18 protein-coding genes, 1 tRNA gene and 1 pseudogene (1 of these 20 only partly in view) are annotated in these 17,722 nt (G+C 23.6%); 9 read left to right on the top strand and 11 right to left on the bottom strand.

Translation table 11 applies throughout. The features are described from left to right. Positions 1 to 46: 46 nt before the first annotated feature. From tyrS to CKSOR_RS02900, 5 genes are all read left to right on the top strand, one after another. Positions 47 to 1,273, top strand: a complete 1,227-nt coding sequence (tyrS, locus tag CKSOR_RS02920) for a tyrosine--tRNA ligase (RefSeq protein WP_108674084.1) — start codon at positions 47 to 49, stop codon at positions 1,271 to 1,273. Between the two features lie 86 nt (positions 1,274 to 1,359). Then, a complete protein-coding gene (glyA, locus tag CKSOR_RS02915; RefSeq protein WP_108674083.1) occupies positions 1,360 to 2,613 on the top strand; it encodes a serine hydroxymethyltransferase in 1,254 nt (417 codons plus the stop codon). A 105-nt stretch (positions 2,614 to 2,718) separates the two neighbouring features. Further along, positions 2,719 to 3,855 (top strand): bifunctional diaminohydroxyphosphoribosylaminopyrimidine deaminase/5-amino-6-(5-phosphoribosylamino)uracil reductase RibD, encoded by a 1,137-nt coding sequence (gene ribD / locus CKSOR_RS02910; RefSeq protein WP_108674082.1) that lies wholly within the window; start codon positions 2,719 to 2,721, stop codon positions 3,853 to 3,855. Between the two features lie 20 nt (positions 3,856 to 3,875). After that, positions 3,876 to 4,499 (top strand): riboflavin synthase, encoded by a 624-nt coding sequence (locus CKSOR_RS02905; RefSeq protein ID WP_108674081.1) that lies wholly within the window; start codon positions 3,876 to 3,878, stop codon positions 4,497 to 4,499. A gap of 64 nt (positions 4,500 to 4,563) precedes the next feature. Continuing rightward, positions 4,564 to 4,653 (top strand) — tRNA-Ser (locus CKSOR_RS02900). 5 nt (positions 4,654 to 4,658) lie between these two features. On the opposite strand, the gene CKSOR_RS02895 is transcribed toward CKSOR_RS02900, so the two are convergent. The 3 genes from CKSOR_RS02895 to gloB form a co-directional block, all read right to left on the bottom strand. Next, on the bottom strand, positions 4,659 to 6,518 hold the full coding sequence (locus CKSOR_RS02895; RefSeq protein WP_108674080.1) for an ABC transporter ATP-binding protein: 1,860 nt from the start codon (positions 6,516 to 6,518) through the stop codon (positions 4,659 to 4,661). 55 nt (positions 6,519 to 6,573) lie between these two features. After that, positions 6,574 to 7,230 (bottom strand): TenA family protein, encoded by a 657-nt coding sequence (locus CKSOR_RS02890; RefSeq protein ID WP_108674079.1) that lies wholly within the window; start codon positions 7,228 to 7,230, stop codon positions 6,574 to 6,576. A gap of 485 nt (positions 7,231 to 7,715) precedes the next feature. Further along, positions 7,716 to 8,507 (bottom strand): hydroxyacylglutathione hydrolase, encoded by a 792-nt coding sequence (gene gloB / locus CKSOR_RS02885; protein ID WP_108674078.1) that lies wholly within the window; start codon positions 8,505 to 8,507, stop codon positions 7,716 to 7,718. A gap of 117 nt (positions 8,508 to 8,624) precedes the next feature. Here gloB and rnhA point away from each other — a divergent pair, with 117 nt between their 5' ends. Both rnhA and dnaQ read left to right on the top strand, forming a co-directional pair. Then, positions 8,625 to 9,080, top strand: a complete 456-nt coding sequence (gene rnhA / locus CKSOR_RS02880) for a ribonuclease HI (protein ID WP_108674077.1) — start codon at positions 8,625 to 8,627, stop codon at positions 9,078 to 9,080. An 11-nt stretch (positions 9,081 to 9,091) separates the two neighbouring features. Further along, positions 9,092 to 9,793, top strand: a complete 702-nt coding sequence (gene dnaQ, locus CKSOR_RS02875) for a DNA polymerase III subunit epsilon (RefSeq protein WP_108674076.1) — start codon at positions 9,092 to 9,094, stop codon at positions 9,791 to 9,793. A 34-nt stretch (positions 9,794 to 9,827) separates the two neighbouring features. Here the strand turns inward: dnaQ and CKSOR_RS02870 are convergent, their stop codons facing one another. From CKSOR_RS02870 to CKSOR_RS02835, 8 genes and pseudogenes are all read right to left on the bottom strand, one after another. Then, entirely contained in the window at positions 9,828 to 10,256 is a 429-nt protein-coding gene (locus CKSOR_RS02870; RefSeq protein WP_108674075.1) for a hypothetical protein, read from the bottom strand. 11 nt (positions 10,257 to 10,267) lie between these two features. Further along, positions 10,268 to 11,488 (bottom strand): sodium/glutamate symporter, encoded by a 1,221-nt coding sequence (gene gltS, locus CKSOR_RS02865; RefSeq protein ID WP_108674074.1) that lies wholly within the window; start codon positions 11,486 to 11,488, stop codon positions 10,268 to 10,270. Positions 11,489 to 11,931: 443 nt separating this feature from the next. Beyond that, positions 11,932 to 12,738: an alpha/beta fold hydrolase gene (locus CKSOR_RS02860; RefSeq protein WP_108674073.1), complete on the bottom strand. Its 807-nt coding sequence runs from the start codon at positions 12,736 to 12,738 to the stop codon at positions 11,932 to 11,934. 22 nt (positions 12,739 to 12,760) lie between these two features. Then, positions 12,761 to 12,994 carry a tetratricopeptide repeat protein gene (locus CKSOR_RS02855; RefSeq protein ID WP_108674072.1) on the bottom strand — a complete coding sequence of 78 codons (234 nt, stop codon included), beginning with the start codon at positions 12,992 to 12,994 and terminating at the stop codon, positions 12,761 to 12,763. Continuing rightward, positions 12,963 to 13,412 carry a hypothetical protein gene (locus CKSOR_RS02850; RefSeq protein WP_108674071.1) on the bottom strand — a complete coding sequence of 150 codons (450 nt, stop codon included), beginning with the start codon at positions 13,410 to 13,412 and terminating at the stop codon, positions 12,963 to 12,965. The genes CKSOR_RS02855 and CKSOR_RS02850 overlap by 32 nt, the downstream gene beginning before the upstream one ends. Before the next feature lie 22 nt (positions 13,413 to 13,434). Then, positions 13,435 to 13,875, bottom strand: coding sequence for an OmpA family protein (locus CKSOR_RS02845; protein WP_108674070.1), 441 nt, complete (start codon positions 13,873 to 13,875; stop codon positions 13,435 to 13,437). Beyond that, complete coding sequence (locus CKSOR_RS02840; RefSeq protein WP_108674069.1) at positions 13,872 to 15,119, bottom strand: PD40 domain-containing protein; 1,248 nt, start codon at positions 15,117 to 15,119, stop codon at positions 13,872 to 13,874. The genes CKSOR_RS02845 and CKSOR_RS02840 overlap by 4 nt, the downstream gene beginning before the upstream one ends. 101 nt (positions 15,120 to 15,220) lie before the next feature. Next, a pseudogene (locus CKSOR_RS02835) lies at positions 15,221 to 16,950 on the bottom strand (proline--tRNA ligase). Positions 16,951 to 17,037: 87 nt separating this feature from the next. On the opposite strand from CKSOR_RS02835, the gene CKSOR_RS02830 reads away from it, so the two are divergent. Further along, entirely contained in the window at positions 17,038 to 17,529 is a 492-nt protein-coding gene (locus tag CKSOR_RS02830) for an RNA pyrophosphohydrolase (RefSeq protein WP_108674068.1), read from the top strand. A gap of 36 nt (positions 17,530 to 17,565) precedes the next feature. Further along, positions 17,566 to 17,722 carry the 5' portion of a cell division protein ZapA gene (locus CKSOR_RS02825; protein WP_161539540.1) on the top strand. Its footprint extends 143 nt past the window's final position, so only the first 157 of its 300 coding nucleotides appear in the window; it begins with the start codon at positions 17,566 to 17,568; its stop codon lies off the right edge, out of view.

The following is a 17,722-nucleotide window of genomic DNA, read 5'->3' as shown; positions in this document are numbered from 1 at the left end:
TAAATATTTAATTATGATTTAGTATTCTATATTTTTTTTATTTTATATGTCAAACATGAATAGCAAAATTATTGATGATGTCACAACTGATATTATTGACATTAAGCAAGGTTCAGATGAATTTTTAATTGAAGAAGAATTTACAAAAAAAATGATCAATAGTAAATTTTCTAATATACCTTTAAGAATTAAATTAGGATTAGATCCTACTTCACCAGATATACATATTGGTCATACAATAGTATTTAATAAATTACGACAGCTACAAAATCTTGGACACAATGTTATTTTTTTAATTGGTGATTTTACTTCTATGATAGGAGATCCAAGTGGTCGTAATAGTACTAGGCCTTCCTTAACAAAAGAAGAAATAGAAAAAAATGCAAATACATATTATGAACAAGCAAGTAAATTAATTGATCCTAGTAAAACTGAAATTAGATATAATTCTGAATGGTATAAAAATTTAGGAGCTAGTGGTATTATAGAGCTTACTTCTAAATACACTATTGCTCGTATTTTAGAAAGAGATGATTTTACAAAAAGGTTTAAAAATAAACTGCCAATATCATTACATGAGTTAATTTATCCTATTATACAAGGGTATGATTCAGTAGCATTAAAATCAGATCTAGAAATAGGAGGTACTGATCAAAAATTTAACTTATTAGTAGGTAGAGATCTACAGAAAGAATTTGGACAAGAACCTCAATGTATAATTACAATGCCATTATTATTAGGTTTAGATGGAATTGAAAAAATGTCTAAATCTAAAAATAACTATATAGGTATATCAGAATTACCAGATAGTATGTTTGGAAAAATAATGTCTATTTCTGATGATTTAATGTGGAAATATTTTGATATGCTCTCTTCAATTTCTAGTGATGAAATATTAAAATTAAAAAATCAAGTTTTAAACGGATTAAATCCTAAAAATGCAAAAATACAACTTGCTCATGAAATTGTATGTAAATTTCATAGTAAAATATTAGCTGATAGAGCTTTAGAAAATTTTGAAAACAGATTTAAGTATGGCATATTACCTAATGATATTTCTGAAATTCATGTAGGAAAAGCTCCAATTAATATTATTAAAATATTAAAAGCATCTGGATTAACTGTTTCACATACAGAAGCGAATAGAAATATAGAACAAGGTGGAGTAAAAATAGACGGTAACAAAATATCAGATAAATCTATTATTTTATTTAAGGGAGAATATATCATTCAAGTAGGAAAAAGAAAAATAAAAAAAATTATTTTAGATTAGAATAATTTATTAAATCAATTATATAGTTTCTCTTAATATTTAATTAATCGAAGCATATAAACTTTATTATTAATTTAGGAAATAATATGTTTGACTATAATTTAACTATTGATAAAGTTGATCCAGATATATGGGCAGCTATAAAAAAAGAAAATATTCGTCAAGAAGAACATATAGAACTTATAGCATCTGAAAATTATGCTAGTCCTGCTGTGATGCAAGCTCAAGGATCTATATTAACAAATAAGTATGCTGAAGGTTATGTAGGTAAAAGATATTATGGTGGATGTGAATTTGTAGATATAGTAGAACAATTAGCTATAGATAGATTAAAAGAAATTTTTGGAGCGGAATCAGCAAACGTTCAGCCTAATTCAGGATCACAAGCTAATCAAAGCGTATACATTGCTACACTAAATCCAGGTGATACAGTGTTAGGTATGAGTTTAGAAGCAGGTGGTCATTTAACTCATGGTGCAAAGGTAAATGCATCTGGTAAATTATACAATTTTATTTCTTATGGTTTAGATGAAAATGAAGTTATAGACTATGATTATATAGAAACATTGGCTAAATTACACAAACCAAAATTAATAGTAGCAGGTGCTTCTGCATATTCTTTACATATTAATTTCGCTCGTTTATCAGAAATAGCTATTAAAAATAATGCTTTATTAATGGTTGATATAGCACATTATGCTGGATTAGTAGCTGCTGGTTGTTATCCTAATCCAATACCTTTTGCAGATTTTGTAACATCTACTACTCATAAATCTTTGCGTGGTCCTAGAGGTGGTATAGTAATGATGAAAAAAAAATATGAAAAAATCATCAATTCTGCTATATTTCCTGGAATTCAGGGTGGGCCTTTAATGCATGTAATTGCTGCAAAAGCTGTTACATTTAAAGAAGTTTTGTCTGAAGAATTTAAAAAAAATGCTTTACAAACATTAGCAAATGCAAAAATTTTATCTGAGGTATTACAGCAAAGAGGTTTACGTATAGTTTCAGGAAAAACAGAAAGTCACGTTATGTTAGTTGATTTAAGAAATAAAAATATTACAGGTAAAGAAGCTGAAATTATTCTAGGTTCGGCTAATATTACTGTAAATAAAAATTCTATTCCTAAAGATACTCAAAGTCCTTTTATTACTAGTGGTATTAGACTAGGTACACCAGCTGTTACTACAAGAGGATTTAAAGAGAAAGAAATTATTATGACTGCTAATTTAATTGCTGATGTTCTAGAAAATCCATATAATGAAGATAATATTATCAATGTACGTTCTAAAGTGAAGCAATTAACATCATCATTTCCTGTTTATAATTTTTCCTTATAGTTATAATAAATATTTTGTTTAAATATCAATATAATAAGAAGAAATATTATGAAGAATTTTATATATAATATTTCTTCTTTTAATATTAAAAATTAAATTTTTAAAATGGATAATCAAATTAAAAATTATGATTTATATTGGATGGAACAAGCTATTGAATTAGCTAAGAATTCTATATTTATAACAAAACCAAATCCTAGCGTTGGTTGTATTATTGTGAACAATTTAGGTATTTGTATAGGAAAAGGTTCTACTCAACAAGTTGGTGGATTACATGCAGAGGTGCTTGCTATTAATGATGCTATACAAAATAAATATTCTATTGAAGGATCTACTATATTTGTAACATTAGAACCTTGTTGTCATTATGGTCGTACTCCACCATGTATTGATCAAATAATTAAGCATAAGCCTAAAAGAATAGTAATTGCCTTATTAGATCCTAATCCCAAAATAAATGGTAAAAGTATAGAATTATTAAAACAATCTGGTATACATGTTGAATTAGGTTTATGTTTCAGAGAAGCTTTAGAATTAAATTTAGGTTTTGTATCAAGAATGGTACGAAATAAGCCATGGATATGGTCTAAAATAGCTATTTCTATGGATGGTTTCTGTTCTTTAAATAACGGTACATCAAAGTGGATAACTGGTATAGAAGCACGTCAAGATAGTCATTATTGGAGAGCAAAAAGTTCTGCAATAATGACTGGTATAGGTACTATTATAAAAGATGATCCATTACTAAATGTTAGAATTAATAAAAATGTTAAACAACCCATAAAAATAATTTTAGATTCGAATTTATCCATATCAGAAAAAGCACGTGTATTTGATGGTAATTTAGTAATAATTTTTACTGCTAAATATAATAAAGAAAAAATTAAACAATTATCTGATTTAAATGCATCTATTTTATATATGCCTAATATTTACGGTAATGGCATAGACTTCAGCGAAATGTTTAGTTGGCTAAATAAAAATCAAATTAATGATATTCATGTTGAGTCTGGTCCTAAATTAAATTCATTTTTGTTGTCTAATCAAATGTTAGATGAAATTATTTTATATATAGCTCCTAAATTTTTTGGTAAAGGTATAAATTTATTTCAATATTTCAAATCAAATTCTCTGAATAATGAATATTTTAATTTTATTGAAAATGTTCAAATAGGTTCAGATATTAGATTAAGAATGAGATCTAAAAAAAGTTATGATAATGTTTTTAAATATTTTAATTAATTAAATCTATAAGTTATATTATGTTTACTGGAATTATAACATTAATTGGTACTATTGATGGTATTAAACATATATTAGATGATAGTAATTCTGGGCTACTAATAACCATTAAAGCCACTCAAGATTATGTATCTGATATTATCATAGGAGATTCTATTTCTGTACAAGGTGCTTGTATGACAGTAGTAGATAAAGATTATGATAAATTTTATATCAATGTATCAAAAGAAAGTTTAAATTGTACATATGGACTAGATATTATAGGTAATCAAGTTAATTTAGAAAAATCTATGAAATTAGGAGAAAAAATTGGTGGTCATATACTATATGGGCATATAGATTGTATAGGTAAAGTAAAAGATATTTTTTCTATTAATGAATCATTAAATCTTATTATAAATATTCCAATATCATATTTATCTTATTTTATATATAAAGGATCAGTTGCTATTGATGGTGTCAGCTTGACTGTAAATAAAATTGATATAGAACAAAATTATAATTCTTTTAATATTAATTTAAATATTATTCCTCATACATTAAAAAATACCACTCTAAAATTTTTGAAAAAATTATCTTTAGTTAATATTGAAATAGATATTGTAGCACGTTATATAATTCAATTTATTAATAATAATCATTAAATTTATAAAATATTAATAGAAATATTTATGAATTCTGGTAAAATGATAGTGTGTTGAAGTAAAAGGATGGATGGCCGAGTGGTTTAAGGCGCACGCCTGGAAAGCGTGTATACGCTAAAACGTATCGGGGGTTCGAATCCCCCTCCATCCGCCAAAGTATTATTTATATTTTTTTGATGAAATGATATTTTGTATATTCCATAATTTTGCATAATGAGAATTTTTATTACTTAATAATTCTTTATGTGTACCAGATTCTATGATTGTTCCTTTTTCTAAAACTAAAATTTTATCCATCATAGACAATGTAGATAATCTATGTGCTATTGCAATTACTGTTTTACCTATCATTATTTCTTTTAATTTTTCTTGTATCAAAAATTCTGTTTCTGAATCTAATGCTGATGTTGCCTCATCGAGGAGCAAAATTGGAGTGTTTTTTATTAAAACTCTAGCAATTGCAATTAACTGTCTTTGCCCACCAGATAATTGAGATCCTCCTTCTCCTACTCTAATATTTGTACTTTTATTCTCAGAATTAATAATATTCATTATTAAATTATTTACATCATAAGATTTTATAATATCCTTAATTTTATCAAAATCTTCATTATTAATAGTTAAATTTTCAATAATTTTTCTATTTAATAATGAAGTATTTTGTGTAACTATTCCTATATTATTTCTTAAACTTTCTTGTGTAACATGGGCAATATTTTGACCATCAATTAATATCTCTCCATTTTGTACATCATATAAACGTAATAATAAATTAAATATTGTAGATTTTCCCGAACCAGATACTCCAACTAAACCTATTTTCTCGTGAGGATTTATTGTTAAATTAAAATTAGATATTATAGGTTCATTTTTTAAATAATGAAAATTTATATTACGAAATTCTATTTTTCCATTAGAAATTTCTATAGGTATTGCATTTTTTATATCATTAATCTCATATTCTTGTGAAATAGAATTTATACCATCTTGTACTGTTCCAATATCTTCAAAAATATTATTAACAGTCCACATTATCCAGCCAGACATATTATTTATACGCATTACAAGACTGATAATTAAAGTAATTTCGCCAATAGAAATATTTTGATTATTCCATAAATAAATAGCTAACATAGAGCTACTGATAATTAATAAACCATTAATACTAGTAAGAACTATATCCATAATAGAAACTAATCTATTCATATCTTGCTGTTTTTCTTTATGTAGTAGTAAAGATTGATACGTTAATTTTTCTTCATAATATAAATTTGAAAATAATTTTATAGTCCTTATGTTGTTATAAACATCTACTATATGACCTATTAATTTTGATTTAGTTTGAGAAGATAACATTGATCTATTTTTTATTTTTGGTACAAAATAATATATCATATATGAATATATAATTAACCATACAATTAAAGGTATTATTAATTTCAAATCTACATTTACAAAAATAAATATAGTACTAATAATATAAATTATTACATGCCAAATTGATTCTATAGCTTGTACTGTTGAGTCCCTTAATGCAGCTCCGGTTTGTATGACTCTATTTGCTATTTTTCCAGATACATCATTAGAAAAAAATCTCATACTTTGGTTTAGAAGATATCTATGATTTTGCCATCTTATTAAATTTGCTAAATTAGGAATGATTGTTTGTTGTACTAATAAATCATGTAATCCAAATAAAATAGGACGTATAAATAATATAACAATTACCATTACTAATAGAAGTTTTTTATTTTTTGCATAAAAATTTTCTATATTTTCACTATTTTGTATTAAATCAATAATTTGACTAGCATATTTTAATAAAAGTATTTCTACTATTGCAACTCCTAATCCTATTATTAATAAAGATAATAATATTTTCCATGTTTGCATAAGATAGTACATATAAAATTTAATTATGCTATTAGGTGGTTTTTGATCATATTTTATATTTTTTTTAAAAGGATTAATTAAATTTTCAAAAAAATTAAAAATTGAATTTAGTTTAAATTTTGACATTTTGAATTATATTTTATAGAAAGAATATTTATGGATAAATATGAGTTAATTTTCATTACCATTTTTCAATAATATATGCAGAATTCCAAAATAAATATTCCAAATAAAATGCAGTTTTATAATATTTATGCATTTCTATACTAATTTCATATGTAGAATTTTTTTCTATATTATTTATTAATTCTTCTATTTTTTGTACTTGTTCATCAAATTTATCACTAGAATAACTTATTATCCATTGATAATAAGGATTTGTTTTATTAACTTTATCATAAAAATATTTAGAAATTTCAGAATATATTTTGAAACATGGTAATATTGCAGATATAGCAATATTATAATTAAAATTTGAAGCTAAATTCATTAAAAAATGTCCATAATGATGACAAGTAGGAGATATAGGTATCTCTAAAATATTTTTTTCTTCTAAATTAAAAAATTTAAAAAAATTTTTGTGTAAAATTTTTTCTTCTTCTATTACATATTTTGCTGCATTTAGTAAAACTATATTTGCTTCAATTGAATGAGATTTAGATGATAATAAAGATAATGTTTTACAAAAAAAATTTAAATAATGTGCATCTTGTATAATATAGTTTTTGAATTTATTTATACATAATGTACCTTTCATTAATTCTTGATTAAAAGGTAAATTTATAATCTTTGAATATGTATCAAGATTTTTATTCCATGCTTTTTCAGAAAATAACATTTACATCCTCCATAAAATAAAAATTAAATAATTTATAATAATAAAAATTCAGAAATTGTATCCATATAAATAATTTTTTCAATAATTAAGATAAAACTGATAGTATATAAACATTTTCAATATCTTTTATAGTAACATTTTTTTTCATATGGATTTCTATACTATTTAATATTTTAGAAAATTTGTTTTATTCTATATTATGCTAAATTTTTTTCTAAATCATCAAATATACAATTAAATCTAAAGCTTTTATATATTATTTAACAAGCCATATCATTTAATTTATTACATTTTTTGATAATTTTATTTTGAAATTATTATCATTAGATATATTATAATATTTGTTTCTTTGTCTAATTTACATGTGAGTTTATAAATAAGATTTATATAAGTAATTGCTATTTTTTCATCATTGTATTTTTTACATTTTAGCTGCCACAAAATAATTGACATAATACATTTTCATTATCAAAAAAGAACAATAATTATTTGTAATTATCTTTCCATTTTCTTAATTCAATAAATATTGACATTGGTGAATTAATTGATTTATTAATATATTTTTTAACAGAATTAATAATAGAAATATTATTAATTCTAAAAAACGGATTTATTAACATCTCTAATTTTAAAGAAGATGGTATAGTAGTCATATTAGGATCATTAAAATTTAAAATATAATTATAATATTGGATTAATAATTGATTATGTTTATCAACCTCAATAGCCCATTTAAGATTTTTTAAAGTATACTCATGAGCACAAAAAATTTTTGTATTTAAAGGCATTAAACTGAAAATTTTTAAAGAATTAAACAGTTGTTCCATAGTACCAGTAAAAACTTTACCACATCCAGCAGAAAATAAAGTATCTCCGCAAAATAATAAATAATCATTATTATTAGAAATCAAATATGAAACATGTTCAATGGTATGCCCTGGTGTATGTATAACTTTTACATGTATATTTATTTGTTCTATATAAATAATTTCATTATTTTTTACAAAATTATATTTTACTAATATATTGTTGATTCTTGGTCCATATATTATTGGATTATATTGATATTGTAATTCATATATCCCATTTATATGATCATAATGCTGATGTGTGATTAAAATAGCGATTAGTTTTAGTTTTTTTGCTTTTAAAAATTTTATTACAGGTTCTGCAATTCCTGGATCTATTATAATAGCCATATTGTTTTTAATTATAGCCCATATATAATTATCTTTCATAGCTTTTATGGGTATTATATTAATATTTTGATTATTCATAATAATATTTATTCTTGTATTATAATTAAATAATAATTAAATTTATTTCATTTTGAAATAAATTTAATTATTATAAACACATTTATTAAATTTACCTTTTTTATATAGTGATAAGAATTGAAAAAAATAGAAATTTGGACTGATGGAGCATGTAAAGGCAATCCAGGCATTGGTGGTTGGGGTGTATTTATAAAATATGAATTAGAAGAAAAATTTTTATATGGAAATGAAAATTTCTCTACTAATAATAGAATGGAATTAATTGCCGTAATAAAAGCTTTAGAATTCATAAATTCTAAAAAAAGCATAATTTTACATACTGATTCACAGTATGTAATGAATGGTATTACTAAATGGATTCATAATTGGCAAAGAAATGGTTGGAAAACATCTGCTAATAAATTAGTAAAAAATATTGAATTATGGAAAATTTTATATCAACAAAACAATGATTATAATATTCAATGGAATTGGATTAAAGGACATTCTGGAAATAAAGGCAATGAAATAGCTGATAAATTAGCTAATATGGGAATATTAGAATATAAAAATCATTATAATAATTATATTTAGTTTAAAATTTTATGTTAAGACAAATTGTATTAGACACAGAAACAACAGGTTTAGATCCTAAAAAAGGACATAGAATCATAGAAATAGGCTGTGTAGAAATAATAGATAGAATTATTACAGGTAAATCATTACATTTATATATAAATCCAGATAGAGAGATTGATCCTGGTGCTTTATCAATACATGGTTTAACTAACCAGTTTTTATCAGATAAACCTTTATTTCATGAAATTGCAAACGATTTATTAAATTTCTTAAAAGATGCTGAATTGATAGCTCATAATGCTGCATTTGATATAAAATTTCTTAATTATGAATTAAATAAAATTAATTTAAATAATATAAATTCATATTGTAGCAAAATTACAGATTCATTATTAATAGCTAGAAGAAAATTTCCAGGAAAAAGAAATTCTCTTGATGCTCTTTGTGATAGATATAATATAAATAATTCACATAGAAAATTTCACGGAGCATTATTGGATTCCGAATTATTAGCAGAAGTATGGCTATATATGACAAGAGGTCAAAATTCGCTAATAATAGAAGATAATATACCAAATGAAAATATATTTCATAATTTACAAAATAATCAAGAATATAATCTTCCTGTAATATTAGCAAATGATCAAGAAGTCAATGCACACAAAAAATATATAGATGAATTAAATAATATTTCTGGTAATGCAGTGTGGAATTTTTTTAAAAATTAAAAAATGTTAATTATGTATGAGAAACATTAATGACTTATTCTAAATTAATAGAGTCTAATAATTGTTCCCAATAACCATTTTTTTTGCTAAAAATAGCACTACCATGTATTTTAATTAAATCTCCAATATGGTTGCCATCAGGCTTCATACCTATAATACCTCTAGATCCAGATCCATTAATATACATTAAATCATTTAAATAATTATTACTTGTTGATGGTTGTATATCATGATGTATTTTTAATATTACATCATAATATACAATCCTTCTTGTTTTATCAAAAGTGTTATTGCTATCTATTGCTGTACCTCTTCTTATAAGTTTTTCTACAGTAAATAACCCATTCTCAAATTTATTTTGTAAATTATAGTTTAATGAATTTTTAATAATGTTTTCATTGGGTTGCTTATCACATGCAGTAATAAATATACATAAAAAAATAAGTATTATTTTTTTTATCATTTTTATTATTCCTAAATAGCATAAAACGATATAAATGATGTTAAAACTACTACATTCATTATATCAACTAAAAAAGCACCAGTAATTGGAACTACAATAAAGGATTGTGGTGCATTGCCATGCCTTTTAGTGATAGATTGCATGTTAGCAATTGCAGTTGCTGTTGTACCCAACCCAATACCACAAAATGCCCCAGAAATCACTGCTGCTTCATAGTCACGTCTTAGAACTCTAAATACTATTAAGCAACAATATGATACGCAAAATATTGCTTGTACTATTAAAATTATTGCTAATGGTCCTGCTAGTCTCACTACACTTGCTAAATCTAATGTCATCATAGTCATTGCTAAAAAAATTGATAACATTATTGCTCCTACGATACCAGTTACCCTGTCATCAAGTTTTAAACCTAAATAAGGTCCTATATTTCTTATAATAATACCTATGGCTAAACACCATAAGAAATTTGGCAAATTTAAGTCACAATGCTCTACTAATTTTGTGAAATAACTACCAACTACTAATGTAACTAAAGCAGCACATAAAGAAGTAATAAAAGCAGAAGCACTACTAGTTTCATCATATTGAAAAATATTATTTTCAATATTTTCGTTTTCTTCAATTATTTCTTTATTTGTTTCACCATTTTTATAAGGGGTAGTAATATTGTAATGATTTATTAACCATTCAGCGACAGGACCTCCAAGTACTCCTCCAAAAATTAAACCCATAGTTGCTGATGTCATTGCTAATGCCATAATATCTTGCAAACTATTTACATCAGCAAAACGTACAGCATAAGCAGCTCCAGTACCATGTCCTCCTACTAGTGTAATAGTACCCCCTAATAATCCCATTAAAGGATGCATATCTAAAATATTGGCTAGTAATAATCCTACAATGTTCTGAAAAATTAAAAAGGGTAATAATACTATAACTAATCCTATAAGTTTAGTACCACCTTTATTTAATAATTTAAGGTTAGCTGTGAGTCCTATACATCCAAAAAACATTAATAATAAATTTGGCTTAATTGTTATCTCAAGATTTACTTGTGTATTAAAAAAACTAATCAATAATTGATTTAATATAGCGAAACTTAAACCACCTATTATGGATTCAGGAATACTATAACGAGATAAAAATTGAATTTTATTAGTCATAAATCGTCCAGTCATTAAAACTAGACAACAAGCTAGCAACGATTGCGCAGATGAGAGAGATATCATGCTGACCTTTTAAAGAGATAAACTTAAATATATTAGATACCTTTAATAGCATATAGTTATTGATACAACTATGTACTCGAGTATCTAACTCTTTCTTAATTAATAACTTTTTTTAATTACTATTTATCAACGATCTTAAAACTGCAATTGTAATTTATTACCTTATTGATTAAATATTTTATTCATTAATTCAATAATATTATTACACTTTATAGTAGCAAATAATTTTGCTTAAATATTCTTCAAATTATATCTTAATTTAATAAAACAGCATATTATAAAAAATATAATGTAAAATTACTAATATGAAAATTTTTAGCATAGTTTGTTTTATTACTTCAGTCAATATTGAAGTGAAAAAATATTATAAAATAATATTATTTTATTTAAATTTATTTATTCATATTAATAACAACAGTTTAAGAGAAAAATATAAATAAGATCTAAATAATATTTTTCATGCAACAAAAATTGTAAACAATTTTATTAAATTCTTTTGCATTATCTATATTCATTCCATGAGATGAACCATGTATTGTTATTGAATTACTGTTGAATAAAGTATTATTTAAATATTGTATTGTTTTAAAATAAATATTTGGACTAAGTTCTCCATTTATTAAAAGAATAGGTATTTTTATTTTTAATAAATCTATATGATCAATATAATATTTTTGTTCCTTATTTTGTTTAATTATTGTATTTGCATTATCTATAGCCATTGATTTAAACCAAGATGACATTTTATGCCATATTTTACAACCGCTTACATGGTCTATAAAATAAGATAATCCTGCATTTATATTTCCATTTTGTATTAAACGAGAAGCTATACTAATTACATTATCATTTTGATCAAAATTATAAAATTTATTAACTAATTTTGGTTCAGCAATTATTAATTTATTTAATAAATCTGGTCTATTAATAGCTATTTTTAATGCAATAGATCCTCCTCTAGAATGGCCTACTAAAAAAATTTTTTGCGCTATTACATCTTCTATAAAATTAATTAAATCTAGTGCATGTTGATTTATTGAAAAATTATCTAAATCATGATAATAGTTATTAGGCCAGTAATCTCTTAAACTTATAGTATATACACTAAAAAAATTACTTAACTCCTTAATTTGTAATTTCCAATATCTTAAGTCGCATAATGATCCATGTATAAATAATATTGGAGGACCTGATCCTATTTTTTCATAATGAAAAATGTAATTTTTTATTAAAATTTTTGATATAGTCATATAATATTAATATTTTAATAATTTATAAAATTTTTAAGCGATTATTAGCAGCAAGTGCTGCCTTAGATTCAGGATATTTTTTAATTATTGTTTTTAATGTATTTTTAGCTGCCATTTTTAAATCTAATTCTAGTTGACTATTAGCAATTATCAGCATTGCATCTGCTGTTAATGAATGGTTTGGATACAATTTTATTAAATTATTTAATTCTTCTATAACTCCTTTAAAATTTTTTAATGCATCTAGTACTACCAAGAAAGAATATTATTTGTGGTTCTAATTTGCTATTATAGTATATAGCTTTAAAAGCCATAAAAGACTCTTCAGCTTCTTTGTATTTAGCTTTGTTAAATAACGACATTGCATACTCATACATATAATATTCTTGATCGTCTGATTGTTGCTTATATAGTTTCTCAAAATGTAGATTATTATCAATATTTTTTGAGTTATAAATTAATTCTATTTGATTTCTTAATTGTGATAATTCTTGTTGTATATCTTGAATTTGTGTAGCTAATTGTAGTTTTGATATTTGATCTTTATCTAATCTTTTTTTTATTTCTATTATTGCTATACGTGATTCATTATCAGATATTGCAAAGGCATTGTTATAAAATAAGAAGCAAGGAAATATAATATTTATTATATTAAATAAAATTTTTTTATACATAAAAATAAGCCACCCGTATACATCATTTTATATAAATTATTTCTACTTTATCAAATGTATTTTTGTTATTATTTTGATATTTTCTTTCTTTGCCAAAACTATTAATATATATTTGATTTTTGGATACACCTAATAGTTGTAACATATTGCTAACTGAATTTGCTCTACATTTTCCTAATGCTAAATTATATTCTGCACTACCTTTATCATCAGTATATCCTTCAATCTTAATTTTTATATCTGGATTTGATATTAGCAAATTAGCATGCTTATTTATCAATTGTATATAATTTTTTGATATAGAATAGCTATTTTTTTCAAAATAGATAGTAAAATTTTTTATATCGACATTTTCATCATAAAATAATTTGTTACTAGTAATATGATGGCCTAAATAATTAGGTGCACATGAAGATAAAGTTATTAGACAAATAATATATATAATTTTTTGCACAAATTTCATTTTTTATTTGGTCCCCATATTCCCTCTAATATTTTACATCCAGGAATTTCTAATTCTTGTAATTTAGATCCATTTCTTGATATAAAATTTAAAACATATTTATTGTCTTTAACACTAGAATATAATATGCACATATCATTTGGAGAAAAATTTGGATAACTATCGTTTGGTCCATTTGATAATATGGTCTCTCTTTGAGTTAATAAATTAATATTTTTAATACAAAAATTATTATTTTCTTTAGAAACAAATACTAAGCTTGTATTATCATGAGATATATTTGGCGAAACATTATATTCACCATTAAAAGTTATACGTTTTGCAAAATCATTATTTGATATTGATGTTTTATAAATTTGAGGATTACCACTTCTATCACTTGTAAATATTATAGAGTTAGAATTATTAAAAAAAATTGGTTCTGTATTTATGCTATAAGAATTAGTTATTTGCTTTATATATAAATTTTCAATATTAATTATACATATTTGAGGATTATTATTTTTCATGATAGATAAAATAAGGTTTTTGCCATCATGTGACCATACTGGAGAACTGATTGCATCATCAAATTTAGCTATTTCAATTCTTTTACCTGTAAGTAATGTGTGTATGAAGACAGAAGCTTTATTTTTTTCAAAACTGATATATGAAATTTTTTTACCATCATGAGACCATTTCGGTGATGAAATGGGATCTTTAGAACGTAATGCAACATATCTGTTTTCTCCATCATAGTCAGAAATTTGTAATTCATATGTATTATTTTTTTTTAAAATATATGCAATTTTGGATGAAAAAATTCCATTTATGCCAGTAATTTTTTCATAAACTCTATTTGAAATACTATGAGCAGCTGATCTTATTTCTTGTTCATCTGATATAAAGGTAGCATTATCAATTAATTTTTTATTAGAACTTTCAGTTAAATAAAAATCGATATTATATTTATTATCTATAGGATTTAATGATAATGAATATTCTAAAAAGTATATTTTTTCAGAATTTTTATAATCTTTTTCTTGAAAATTGTTAATTATTTTAAATTGATTTGTTTTATATAAATCTGAATATATTGTTTCAAAAAAAATTTTATTAATTATTGTTTGGTTATTATCTTTTAATAAAAAAATATTAAATTGTTTTTGTATATCTACAGAATTTATTTCTTTCGCCAATACATTGTTATCTATTATAAAAATAGATAACAAATATATTATAGGAAAAATATATTTTTTATACATGTTTAAATTAACCCGAAAATATCAACTAACATTTTACAATTTATAAATAATAATTAAAATCTAAAAATAGTCTGAAATATATAAATGTTATTTATATGATTTTATCTTAAAGATTCTAATATATTGCTTACTTTCATTATGGTCTCATCTTTATTTATATTTAATATACTATTTGTTTGGCGATTTCTTATTTCAACTTGATTATTTCAATTAATTTTTTGCTTATAATTATCATAATCGGAATACCAATTAATTCCCATTCTGTAAGCATATGACCAAATCTTATATTTCTATCATCTAATATTATATCGAAATTTAAATCAGTAAATTTTTTATATATGTCGTTTGATTCATTTGCAATATTTATATCTTCATTAAATCCAATAGGACATATTACAATTTGAAAAGGTGCAATATTTTTAGGCCATAAAATCCCTTTTTCATCATGGTATTGTTCTATAGCAGCTCCCATAATACGACTAATGCCTATTCCATAGCATCCCATTTCTAAAAAATGATTTTTTCCGTTACGGTCTAAATAACTAGCTTTCATTTGTTTAGAGTATTTAGTTCCTAAATAAAATATATGACCTATTTCAATACCAGGTTTGACTGATATAACTCCATTACCATAAGGATTAGGGTCTCCATCTTCTATATTTCTTAAATCTGCAACAAAATCTGGTTCTGGTAGATCTATTGACCAATTAACCCCAACAAAATGCATATCATTTTTATTAGCTCCACAAATAAAATCTGACATATTATTTACAGTTTTATCTGCTATTATAATAATATCTTTAGATACATTAACCGGACCAATAAATCCAGGATTACAATTAAAGTATTTATTTATTTCTTCTTTAGTCGAAAATCTGAAACCTGACAAAATTGATATTTTGTTTGCTTTAATTTCATTAAGTGTATGATCACCTCGAAGCAGCAGTAAAAATATTTTTATATTTTCATTATTTGAAACTGTTAAAACAATGGATTTGATAGTTTTTTCTATAAATACATTTAATTTTTTTGCTATTTGAGAACATTTTGTTAAATTAGGAGTATATATTTCTTTTAAACTTTGAGTAGGCATAGCTCGTTGTTTTATTAAATTAGGAGCTTCAGCCAATTCAACATTATAAGCAAATTTAGAAGAATCATTATAAGCTATTTTATCTTCACCATTTTTTGCCATAATGTGGAATTCATGACTTTTAGATCCACCTATAGATCCAGTATCTGCTGATACTGCTTTAAATTTTAAACCTAATTTATTAAAAATTTTTTCATATGTATTAAACATTATTTGATAACTTAAAATAGCAGATTCTTCATTGATATCAAAAGAATAAGCATCTTTCATTATGAATTCTCTACCTCTAATTAAACCAAATCTTGGCCTTATTTCATCTCTAAATTTTGTTTGAATATGGTATAATATCAACGGTAATTGTTTATAGCTATGAATTTCATTGCGAGCTATATCTGTCATAACTTCTTCAGAAGTTGGTTGTAAAACAAATTCCCTTTTATGTCTATCTTGTAATTTTAATAGTTCTGGTCCATATTGTTTAAATCTAGATGATTCTTTCCATAATTCAGCTGGTTGCACAATAGGCATTAAAATTTCTATTGCACCAGCATTATTTAACTCTTCTCTAACAATATTTTCTATTTTTCTTAAAATTTTCATGCCTAATGGCATGTAATTATATATACCAGATGCTATTTTTTTTATTATTCCAGCTTTTATCATTAATTGATAACTAATAATATCATTAGTACTACTAGTTTCTTTTTTAGTTTGTATGTAAAATTTTTTTGCTCTCATATTTAAATTTCTTTATATTATAGTTTTTAAACATATTTATTATAAGTATAATATTATTATCTATTATATTAATTTTTGAGGTTATCCATGTTGGATTATGAAGGATATCGTCCCAATGTTGGAATTATTTTAGTTAATAGCAAAAATAAAGTATTTTGGGGCAAACGTATTGGTGAACAATCATGGCAATTCCCACAAGGTGGCATCAATAATGGTGAAAGCCCAATTCAAGCTATGTATCGTGAATTATATGAGGAAATTGGTTTAAAGTCCAAGCATATTAAGATTCTTGGACGTACTAAAAATTGGTTACGTTATGAAGTACCTAAGTGTTTTATAAAAAAAGAATGGCAAGGTTATTATAAAGGACAAAAACAAATATGGTTTTTGTTAAGATTTTTAGGAAAAGAAGAGGATTTTTGTTTAAATAAAACCCGTCATCCAGAATTTGATTCTTGGATTTGGAATAATTATTGGATTAAATTAGATTCTGTTATAGAATTTAAAAGAAAGATATATTTTGAGGTTTTGACAGAATTATCTTTTATTTTAATAAAATCTAAATCTATTAATAAATAGAATTAAAAAATATTTTAGGAATAATTTTTAATGTCAATGGAAGTAATTAATGTATCTATTTGTGATACTACTTATAATTTAAGATGTCAAAAAGAAGAGAAAAATAATTTAATAAATTCAGTAAATTATTTAAATAACTTAATAAATCAAATAAAAATTTCAAATAAAAATCAATCTAACGAAAGGATAGTTG

Source organism: Candidatus Kinetoplastibacterium sorsogonicusi (genome assembly GCF_003072465.1).
Lineage (GTDB): Bacteria > Pseudomonadota > Gammaproteobacteria > Burkholderiales > Burkholderiaceae_B > Kinetoplastidibacterium > Kinetoplastidibacterium kentomonadis.
Note: the sequence above shows the minus strand (reverse complement) of the source record. Positions and strands in the feature narration are given on the sequence as shown.

Bases quoted from the DNA above. Each gene is read 5' to 3' on its own strand.
- CKSOR_RS02905 (WP_108674081.1), top strand. From the start codon at position 3,876: ATGTTTACTGGAATTATAACATTAATTGGTACTATTGATGGTATTAAA.
- CKSOR_RS02850 (WP_108674071.1), bottom strand. From the start codon at position 13,412: ATGTATAAAAAAATTTTATTTAATATAATAAATATTATATTTCCTTGC.
- dnaQ (WP_108674076.1), top strand. From the start codon at position 9,092: ATGTTAAGACAAATTGTATTAGACACAGAAACAACAGGTTTAGATCCT.
- CKSOR_RS02870 (WP_108674075.1), bottom strand. From the start codon at position 10,256: ATGATAAAAAAAATAATACTTATTTTTTTATGTATATTTATTACTGCA.
- CKSOR_RS02830 (WP_108674068.1), top strand. From the start codon at position 17,038: ATGTTGGATTATGAAGGATATCGTCCCAATGTTGGAATTATTTTAGTT.
- gloB (WP_108674078.1), bottom strand. From the start codon at position 8,507: ATGAATAATCAAAATATTAATATAATACCCATAAAAGCTATGAAAGAT.
- glyA (WP_108674083.1), top strand. From the start codon at position 1,360: ATGTTTGACTATAATTTAACTATTGATAAAGTTGATCCAGATATATGG.
- CKSOR_RS02845 (WP_108674070.1), bottom strand. From the start codon at position 13,875: ATGAAATTTGTGCAAAAAATTATATATATTATTTGTCTAATAACTTTA.
- ribD (WP_108674082.1), top strand. From the start codon at position 2,719: ATGGATAATCAAATTAAAAATTATGATTTATATTGGATGGAACAAGCT.
- CKSOR_RS02890 (WP_108674079.1), bottom strand. From the start codon at position 7,230: ATGTTATTTTCTGAAAAAGCATGGAATAAAAATCTTGATACATATTCA.
- gltS (WP_108674074.1), bottom strand. From the start codon at position 11,488: ATGATATCTCTCTCATCTGCGCAATCGTTGCTAGCTTGTTGTCTAGTT.
- CKSOR_RS02860 (WP_108674073.1), bottom strand. From the start codon at position 12,738: ATGACTATATCAAAAATTTTAATAAAAAATTACATTTTTCATTATGAA.
- CKSOR_RS02840 (WP_108674069.1), bottom strand. From the start codon at position 15,119: ATGTATAAAAAATATATTTTTCCTATAATATATTTGTTATCTATTTTT.
- CKSOR_RS02895 (WP_108674080.1), bottom strand. From the start codon at position 6,518: ATGTCAAAATTTAAACTAAATTCAATTTTTAATTTTTTTGAAAATTTA.
- tyrS (WP_108674084.1), top strand. From the start codon at position 47: ATGTCAAACATGAATAGCAAAATTATTGATGATGTCACAACTGATATT.